The following is a 10408-nucleotide window of genomic DNA, read 5'->3' as shown; positions in this document are numbered from 1 at the left end:
CAGATGCAGTATTTTTAGGAAATGTAGAATTAATTAATTTAAAACAAATATATAAAATATTACCGATTTTAATCATTAATCTAATTTATATTTTTTTATTTTTTAAAGAAATTAAAATTCTTATTTTGAAAATATTTTTTCAGAATTAAGTTATGGATTTATAACCGAAAAAATCTTGTCAAGAGGTTATCGAATGTTTTCAACAATGATTTAATGGAATTAATTATATCATAAAAATTGATATTAAAGGTTATTTTAAAACTATTAATCATGATATACTGTTAAAGATGCTAATAAAACGCCTTAAAAAAAGATAAAATTTAATAATCATTTGTCAATGGCTAAAAGCAGGTGTATCGTGAAAATGAATTAAATACGAATAGCTATCTGGTTTTTCCTAAAGAAGAGATGGGATAATAATTCCTCCTTATTTAATGTTTATTTACAAAATATTGATAAGAAGATGGATAATTTCATTAACTAAAGAGGAACTAGAGAAGAAAATTTAACTTAGAATAGGATAAGTCTTATATAAAAAATAAATATCGTAAGTTTGGAATTAATATTTTTTAAAACTGAGATTTTTATAATTAGGGGAGTGATTAAAAAAAGATAAGGAATACCAAAGGAAAACCTGGATGTGATTATCAATCATCATCTTTGTTTAAGTCGAATTATATTAACTTTTAGATAAATCCATGATAGCAGAGAATTTCAGAAATAAAGAACAATCGGAATCAATTACTAATCAGTGGCGACACTAAGTTAGTCCTTGCAAAAGGGTAAATTATGGCAAGCCGGATGCTTGGAAACTTGCTTGTCCGGTTTAGATGGGGGCTGTTTGTAATAGATAACTGGTTGATAAATCCAGTTGTTAAAATGCAAATAATCTATCCATATCAAAATATGATAAATTTTATTTATTTAAGTAGAAAAATCTAATTAATGGATTAATAATACTTTTGATTTTTTATATTATGTATATATACTATGTATTTATTATTTGTTTATATATTTATAAATATCTTTTTTATTTATATTAATTTCAATAGAAGAAAGGGGTTTTTTTATGAAAATTATGTCTGTAAATTCTGGTAGTTCATCTTTAAAATTTCAATTAATTAATATGGCTACAGAAAAAATGTTATGTAGTGGTTTATTCGAACGAATCGGTAATATTAATTCTATGTTTACTATTAAAACTTCAGATCGAATTTATAAACAAAATATAGCTATTGATGATCATCGATTAGCTATCGAATTATTATTAAAAAAATTAATTGAATTATCGATAATCAAAGAAATTACTGAAATAAAAGGTATTGGTTATCGTATTGTTCAAGGTGGAGAATTATTTCCGAATTCTATTATTTTAACCGATGAAAATCTTGATAAATTGGAAAGTCTAAATAATTTAGCTCCTTTGCATAATCCTGTTAATATTTTAGGTGTGCGTTTGTTTAAAAAAATTTTACCTAAAGCTCTTCATGTAGGTGTTTTTGATACTAGTTTTCATCAAACTATTAAAACTTCTAATTTTTTATATGCAGTACCTTATGAATGGTATAAAAAATATAAAATTCGTAAATATGGTGCCCATGGTACTTCTTGTCGTTTTATTGTTCAAGAAGCGAAACGTTTTTTATCAAAATCTAATTTAAAATTAATTATTTGTCATGCTGGTAATGGAGTTTCTGTTACTGCCGTAAATGGCAAGGGAGAATCAGTAGATACTTCTATGGGGGTAACACCATTAGCTGGGGTTCCGATGGGTACGCGTAGTGGCGATGTAGATCCCGCTATTGTTGCTTTAATTTCTTGTTATGAAAAGAAAACATCTCAAGAAGTGATTGATGATTTAAATAATAAATCTGGTTTATTAGGTATCTCAGGAATTTCCAATGATTGTAGAGATTTAGAAAAAAGAATGTTAGAAGGCAATGAACAGGCTAAATTAGCTTTAGATATTCAAATTAAGAAAATTGTTGATTATATCGCTAGTTATTACGTATTATTAGAAGGTATTGACGCTCTAGTATTTACAGCGGGTGTTGGAGAAAATTCTATTTTTTTTAGATCTGAAATTATTTCAAAATTAGCAGTTTTAAATATTTTTTTAGAACCAACTTTAAACGAAAGTGGTCCTAAATTGAGAAATATTGCTAGCAAAAAATCTATCATTCCTATTTTAATTATTCCTACTAATGAAGAATTAACTATTGCTCGAGATGTTATGTCTTTTATTTCGAATAAAAATAATTAAGTTAATTATACAAGTAAATAACAAATCTTAATCCCTTTATTATTTTGTAAAAAAATTTTGCAATTAATAAAGGTGATTTTTTAGGAGGAGGAATACCCAAGTTTGGTTAAGGGGCTCGCTTGGAAAGCGTGTAGATCTTATTAGATGCGAGGGTTCGAATCCCTCTTCCTCCGCCGTTAATTTTATATATTTTATAAATAAATATTTTATTATTTTATAAATCCAAACGTTTTTAACATAAAATTATAAAATATTTAAATTATAAAAAATTTTTTATTTTTTAGTAAAGGGTTTAATTTGTTCTTAATATGAAAAAATATTTAAATTTATGTCGTACTATTTTAAAATATGGTATTATACGTGATAATCGTACTAAAATTTTAACTAAAAGTATTTTTGGTTACCATATGCGTTTTAATTTGACCCAAGGATTTCCTTTGTTAACGACAAAAAAAATTAATTTTAATCTAGTAATACATGAATTATTATGGTTTATTAAAGGTGATACTAATATACGTTATTTGGTACAAAATAAAGTAAATATTTGGAATGAATGGCCTTATGAACGATATCGGAATTCTTCATTTTTTAAAAATGAAACTTTATCAGAATTTATTGATAAAATAAAACAAGATGAATATTTCGCTGAAAAACATGGAAATCTTGGTCCGATTTATGGAAAACAATGGCGTGATTTTTCGGGAATTGATCAATTAAAACAATTGATTCATAATATTAAATTTAATCCAAATTCTCGTCGTTTAATTATTTCTGCTTGGAATCCTCCTGAAATATCTAAAATGATTTTACCTCCTTGCCATATATTAATGCAGTTTTATGTTGCAGAAGATAAGTTATCTTTACAAGTTTTCCAAAGAAGTGCTGATGTATTTTTAGGTATTCCTTTTAATATTAGTAGTTATGGTTTATTACTGTGTTTGATTGCTCATATTACTAATTTGCAAGCTTATGAATTAATTTATAATTTAGGAGATGCTCATATTTATCTTAATCATATTCCTCAAATTAAAATTCAATTAAAACGTTCTCCTAAACCATTACCTTATATTACTTTAAATAAAAATATTAATTCTATTGAAGATTTTACTATTAAAGATATTTGTTTGCATAATTATGATGCACACGGAGCTTTAAAAGGAGAAATAGCGGTATGATTAGTTTAATAGCAGCTGTAGATGGTAACTTTTTGATTGGCAATGACGAAAGATTACCTTGGCATTATCCTCAGGATTTAGCTTTTTTTAAAAAAAAAGTTACTAATCAAACGATATTAGTAGGTTTAAGAACATATCGATCTTTATGTTCTTATTATAAAAATAAAAAATTTCCCTTTAAATCGATTTATTTGGCTACTACTGCGTCTGATATGCCGGTTCAATATTATCGCGATGATATTTCTATCCGACAGGTGAATGATGTTGAAATTTTCTTACAAACTTGTAATAAAACCTCAAAATCAATTTTTGTTATTGGAGGTAGGCAAATTTATCAATTGGCTTTGCCTTATGCAAATATATTATATTTGACTTATATTTTGCGACGTTTTTCAGGAAATATTTATTTCCCGTATTTAAATTTATACAAATATATTTTAAAAGAATATAGAATTATAGAAGAATTGATTTTTGCTACTTATTATAAAAAATAAACATTTCTTTTAATAATTTTTAAATAATTAGTTATGACTTTAGAATTGTAATAAAAATTATTTGAATTATTTGAAGATTTTAAAGATTGTAGATAATTGTTTATTATTTTAATAGTCATGTTTAATTTTAAGAAATGTTATACATTTTGGAACTGATTACTCTTAATTTTAAAAGATTATTATTTTATTCGTTAATAAAATAAATTAATTTTTTATTTAACTTTATATTTGTTATTTTTATTATTAGAATATTTAATGTTAAATCTTTGTTAATGCGTTTTTAATTTATATTTGTTTTTGAAATAGTTGATTTTTATCATAATATTATAATTTTATTTTTTAATAATTTTTTCATTTTTTTTGTATTTTTGATTAATTTTTCTGTTAACATTGGTCAGATAATAAGAATTTTTTGATTTTTAATTATTTATATTAGTTATTGAATTATCGCTTACACATAATATTTGTTTTATATGCAAAAATCAATTTTAAATTCTAATATTGAATAAATATTTTAATATCTTTAAAAATAATAAATATTGAATTATAGTTAAATCTTATAACAAAAGATAAAAATATAATTCAAATTAAATTACGTATGTATTTAAATAATTAATGATCTACAGATATACGAAAAATAAATTTTTTCTTAAAAAAGTGTTGCAATTTACTTTTTAAATTTAAATCATTTTTAATTATTGAAAAATAAATTTAGAAAAATACAAATGTATATCTATATAATTAGAATATGAATAATTTTTTACAACAGATATAAGAAAACAATAAAATTTTTCCATTTACTTTTTAAATTTACAGCATTTTTAAGTATTGAAAGAAATGGAATCAGTTTAGATAGGTATAAATGTATATCTATAATGATACTATGAATCCATAAAAATAAAAATACTGAGATTAATGAAGTTAGATAAAAAATAATTAAATATTTTATTTTACGACCAATAAAAATAAATAAAGATTTTAATAATTTTGTTAAATCATAACTTTCTAACATAATGAGAGATCCTCTTTCTTTGTTTAATTTATATTAAGTTTATATAATTATAATAAGAATAGCTAAAAATTAAAAATAAATAAAATTTAAAAATAATCAAAATTATTATAATTTTTTTATTAGTGATTTTTTGGAATAATTTTTTAAATTATTATATTTTTATTTTGTGCTAAAAATATTAAAAATAAATTAATGTTTTAATTTTAATAAAATAAAAATTATAATTTTTTGTATAAAGTGATTAAAATTTTTTATAGATATTTTGCTATGAATATTTGCAAGATTTTTATATTTTTTTAATTTATGAAAATTTATTTTTAAAGAAATGCGAGAAAAATATGTTTAGTTTTATTTTTTTAATAATTTTTGTAATTAGCTGGTATTATTTTATTATAATTTTCCCTATAAAAATAATTGGTTTTTTTATTGGTTTTGTTTGTTCTATTTTAATATCTTGGTTAATAAATTTTTTATTATTATTTATAAGTTTAGGATATATTAAAAATAAACCTATAAATAATGTTTATCATTTAAAAATAGTTCAAAGTTTTTCTAAATTAATTGTTCGCTTTTTTTGTATTAAAATTTCAGTTTATAATTATCATTTAATTCCTTTAGATAATCGTTTAGTTATTTATACCAATCATAAAAGTAATTTTGATCCTTTTATAATAGCTTCTATATTTCCTCGTCCTATTACTTTTACCCCTAAAGATGATCTTTATAATAATTTTTGGTATGGTTGGTTTTTAAGTTTTTGTTTTGATGCTACTCATTGTATTAAAATTAGTAGAAACAATAATAGAGATAATTTAAAAGCTCTTGAAAAAGCTAAAGAAATAATTCAGAACAAATTAGCTGTTTTGATTTTTCCAGAAGGAGGTATTATTAATCCTAGTTCTGATAACATCGCTCAATCTTTAGATGGTGCTTATAAAATCTCTATTCAAAATCAAGCTGATATTTTGCCTATAACTTGTAAAGGTGTTTGTAAAATATGCGGTAAATGTTGGTTTAGAATTAAAAAAGTGAAAATATTAATACATCCTTCTATTTCTTATTCAGATTATAAAGGAAAAAAAACTTCACAAATTAATCATGAAGTAATTAATATTATTAATTCCGTATGAGGAGCCAAAGAGGCCTAAATATCGAGTGAACTAACCCATCACCAGTGCGATAAACACCGACAGGCTAAGAACGGTTCTTGAAAGGAAACCATCAAGAATTACAGCAGTTCTTAAAAGCGGGTTGCGATGAAGTAGTTAGTCAAAAAGACACCGCCACCGAATGGTTCTACGGGTAAGCCTGAAATGGCCTAAGAAGATAAGCAGATGTAATAACAAAACCTGTCTCGCAAACTACTATAAGCGAGCAGTCCAAAAATCTACCAACGTTTGCTGTTGGGAGGTAGTTTATCACTTAACCAACCTGGAATCTTACCATGAATAAAATGGTCACTTCCCCTAAGGAATCAAGGTTGATATTTAGCGTAACTTGGAGAATCCTAAAGGCAAGTTATTAAATTAACGAATAATGAGATTAAAGTCATTATAACCCAAGGAGAAAGCGACTTCTTAGTAGTCGGAGGAGTAAAACTGGATCTGGAATGATCCAGTTAATCGCCCTCCCTAGAACAAGGTTAACGACCTTGATAGGGCGAAAGAAGTTAGTAATTTATGGCTTATTCAATAGGATCAAGTATTTCTAAGTTTTTGTCAAACTTGAAGATCATTTAAAATCGTTCAATATGCAACAATAACTGGAATGTAGGATGAATAATAATTAACGCTTATCCAATATTGAATTGCATTATGACTTACAAAAGGGTTTGCGACGCAGAAGGAGTCGATTGAAAAAACTCAATACGTCATCAAATTCCAAAAATTGAATAATATCATCACAAATATGTGTTGTCCACCAAACTACTTGTATCAACACTGCGATTCTTAGATAAAAGTTCTTATTTCTAAAGATTTTAATAAAAATATTTAGTCATTTTTTATTCTAGCAATTAAAATCCCTAATGCAAAAAAATGGAAAGAATATTATATTATCTTATTTGGAAAATTTTTGTTAAAAAACATTGAATATATTATAAAAATTGACATTAAAGGTTATTAAAAATTAATTAATCATGATAATACTCTACTAAAGATACTATAAAAAACATATCAAAAAGGATAAATCTTTATAAAACTATTTATCAATGTTTAAATTAGGGATCATAACTAACGGTATTCAATACGATTCGCTATTTGGTTCTTTCTAAGGAGGGATAATATCGACAGTAAAGACGATTTCGGACTTCTAAAAATATGAGTAGATTTATTTTTTGTTGTTTTTGGTTTAATTAAAAATCCAGGATAACAAACCTATTTTAGTTATCTAGAAGAATAAAAATTGTTTCGAGAACCTAGTATAAATAAACATAAAAAAATTTATCATTAAAATTAGACAAAAATTAATACGGGGAAACTCGGGGAATCAAATATATAGTTTTAGAAAGATAAAATCTAGATTGATAAATATGATGTTTATAGAAAATACCAAAAAATCTGGATGTGACTATCAATCATTATTTCTCTTCCTAGGTCGAACTAGAAAATCGTTGGCAGAAAAATCTATGATATTAAACAACATAAGAAAAAGAAAGATTAAAATCAACTAATTAGCAATGATACGAAGTGAGTTTTCAAAAGGAAAGTTGGATGTTGGGAAATTTGCTCTTCCGGTTTAGATGGAGAATGTTCGTAATAATTATAATAAAGTAATATTATAAAATCTTACATTATAATTATCAAGCTAAATAAGATTAATTAAATTATATATATTAATTTTATTAATTATATTCATATTTATTATTTTCATATTCTAACATTATTGGATATAATTTGACAGAAGTTATTATCATTACTAAAAATATAAATGTTACAGAAATAAATATATTTAGATTTTCTTTAAATATACTATTTGTCAATAATTCTTTTAAATGAATCTCAGATATCAATTGAGCTTGAATAAAGTGTTCAGGTATATTTATATTTGAATTATTAAAACAGTTAATTCCTATAAAATTACCTTTATTATCGAAGCATATAAAATTTATATTTTTTATTTTTTCTTTCAAATTAAAGACAGAATCAAATACAAAATTACTATTTTTATTTATTATACTGCTTATCTGGCTTTTAAACATTTGAGGATTATGATCATAATTATTTACATTTATAAGATAATAAATATCTTCGCCTACTTTAAGATCTGAAGTTTTTTTGAATGGAACTACCGGATAGTTTTCTGTAGATTCAAAAGTTATTAAAATAAGATTATTTTCGTTTGGAAAAATATTATGTATTGTTCCCTCTTCTGTTTTATAAATTTCTTGTTCTGAATTATATATAATAATTTCATTTTTATCTCGAAAAAGCCGTTTATATAAAAGGTTATATAAGTTTATTAAAATATTTTCAAATTCTTCTTCATAAGTAGATAAAACGTAATATATATACTTATTATCTTGGGTTTTTTCTTTATTAAAGATGATTCCGTTTCCGCTTATTTGCTTATCTTGATGCCAAACAATTAAAGAATCCATAATTTTTTGTTTTGTAGTGTGAATAGAAGTTTTTGTTAAATCGATAAATGTTAAAGATATAAAAGAACTGTCTTTAGTATCTAAATAATGATGATTATCTAGAGAATATTGTAAAAAATCAAGGATTTTATTATTTTTATTTTTTCTAATTATTTTTAAATTAATTTTGGATTTATTTTGAGTGTCAATATTTGCATATAATTCAATATATTCTTTTTGCGGATCTATTAATATTATTTGTTGTTGGTAATAATTATAAACTAATTTAATTTTTAATTTTATTTTTGATTTATTTTTGTTATTTTTTAATAATGGTAACGAAATAGGGTTATTATTATTAGTTAAGTCGGTTAATTCATCTATAGAAAATATGATGTTTGGTGTTTCATGATTTTGTTTAATTTCAAAATTTTCAAAATTTTTTTTAAAATTATTAATTTTTTGCATTAAATAAGTTTTATGTGTTTCACTGTTTAAAGAAGTTATTTTTTTTATATTTTTAGGATTTTGTTGATATCGCGTAAAAATTTCTTCTAATCTTTTTTGAATATGTAAAATATTAATAGCGTTTGAAAAATTATCTGTTGTTGTGGGATTAATAACAGTATTACGATTCATACCAATAATTTGTCCTTTTTCATTAAAAACAGGTCCTCCGCTATTACCATGGTCTATTTCTATATTAAAAGAAATAATAGTTTCGTTTAATTTAGTAATATCACCTTTTTTTAACAAATTTCTTTTTATTAATCTTGTTTTGTGTTCGTTTGGATATTTTACAAATAAATGGTTCAATGGAAATGATTCTTGAGAACCCATGCTATAAACTGTTTGTTGAATTTGAGGTTTTATAAAATTATCTGGAAAAGCCATTTTTAAAATTTTTTCAATTTCTTTGAATTTTTTGGGATTATTGTCTTCAAAAGTTAATATACCTAGATCATCAAATCCTTCAGAATTATCAATTAAAGTGAAAATTTCTGCATCTTTATAAGAATTAAAATAAGAATTGAAAATTTTAATTTTATCATGATTTTCTAAAGATGGCGCTAAAACATGATTGTTAGTAAGTATATAGTATTTGTAATTTTGATTTTCCGGCATTTTTTCAATTTTATAAATAAAACCTGAACCTAAAAAATGTGTAAATTCGATTGAAAAAGTTATTTTAGATATGTTTTCTATGAAAGTTTCAGTGTATGGTTGATTTTTAGGTTCTTTTATAGCATTTTCGTCTACATAATTCAAATGAAAAAAACTCCAAAAAGGCTTTGATAAATCTATGTATCGATTATCCATTTTCTGTATTAAGCCGTTAAATTTTCCGTTTTTATCTAATTTAAGTAATAATTTTATTTTTTGATATTTATTGTGGTTGTCTGAAGTAATTTCCAAAGGTATAAAATATCTTAATTTTTTTTTAATTTTAGATAATTGTAAATCTTCAAAATTAGAAATCTGATTATCATCTTCTTCTGTTGTGCTTTCGTATTCATCATATAAAGAATATGCGAAATCATTATCACTTTCATAATCAGTATCATCGCTGTCATAATAAGTATCAAAATTATTTTGATTTAAGCAGTTATATTGTTTATTTATTATTTGACAAAAATTATAGATACTATTTGAAGGAATAATATAATTTATCTCCATTTTGTTAGATTGTTTAGGGTATGAAATACCAATAAATTCGCCTTCTTGATTAAAAAAAATTTTATTATTTTTTCCTTTAATAGAAATAGATAAATCATTTGATCGATTTTGATTATATTCTTCACTTATAATACCTTCTTGAAAAGGTTTGATATTATCATCAATATCTAATGTAAATCCATAAACTATTTCGCCTTTATGAAAATCATA

The 10408-nt window shown here is 23.2% G+C and carries 6 protein-coding genes and 1 tRNA gene; 6 read left to right on the top strand and 1 reads right to left on the bottom strand.

Annotated features, from left to right (window positions below; translation table 11 throughout):
• The first annotated feature begins 789 nt into the window (after positions 1 to 789).
• The 6 genes from OC701_RS01820 to OC701_RS01795 all read left to right on the top strand — a co-directional run bounded on the left by OC701_RS01820 (position 790) and on the right by OC701_RS01795 (position 6074).
• On the top strand, positions 790 to 942 hold the full coding sequence (locus OC701_RS01820) for a hypothetical protein (protein WP_304514398.1): 153 nt from the start codon (positions 790 to 792) through the stop codon (positions 940 to 942).
• Positions 943 to 1069: 127 nt separating this feature from the next.
• Positions 1070 to 2263, top strand: coding sequence for an acetate kinase (locus OC701_RS01815; protein WP_304514397.1), 1194 nt, complete (start codon positions 1070 to 1072; stop codon positions 2261 to 2263).
• Between the two features lie 86 nt (positions 2264 to 2349).
• A tRNA-Ser gene (locus tag OC701_RS01810) sits at positions 2350 to 2436 on the top strand.
• Positions 2437 to 2571: 135 nt separating this feature from the next.
• The gene (locus tag OC701_RS01805) at positions 2572 to 3438 is read left to right on the top strand and encodes a thymidylate synthase (RefSeq protein WP_304514396.1); all 867 of its coding nucleotides are present in this window, start codon (positions 2572 to 2574) and stop codon (positions 3436 to 3438) included.
• Positions 3435 to 3932: a dihydrofolate reductase gene (locus OC701_RS01800; RefSeq protein ID WP_304514395.1), complete on the top strand. Its 498-nt coding sequence runs from the start codon at positions 3435 to 3437 to the stop codon at positions 3930 to 3932. The genes OC701_RS01805 and OC701_RS01800 overlap by 4 nt, the downstream gene beginning before the upstream one ends.
• Positions 3933 to 5282: 1350 nt before the next feature.
• Positions 5283 to 6074 (top strand): lysophospholipid acyltransferase family protein, encoded by a 792-nt coding sequence (locus OC701_RS01795; RefSeq protein ID WP_304514394.1) that lies wholly within the window; start codon positions 5283 to 5285, stop codon positions 6072 to 6074.
• 1712 nt (positions 6075 to 7786) lie between these two features.
• Here the strand turns inward: OC701_RS01795 and OC701_RS01790 are convergent.
• Positions 7787 to 10408, bottom strand: a 2622-nt coding sequence (locus OC701_RS01790) for a S1 family peptidase (protein WP_304514393.1), incomplete at its 5' end; no start/stop codon positions are given.

Source organism: Candidatus Phytoplasma bonamiae, from assembly GCF_030586845.1.
GTDB lineage: Bacteria > Bacillota_I > Bacilli_A > Acholeplasmatales > Acholeplasmataceae > Phytoplasma > Phytoplasma bonamiae.
Note: the sequence above shows the minus strand (reverse complement) of the source record. Positions and strands in the feature narration are given on the sequence as shown.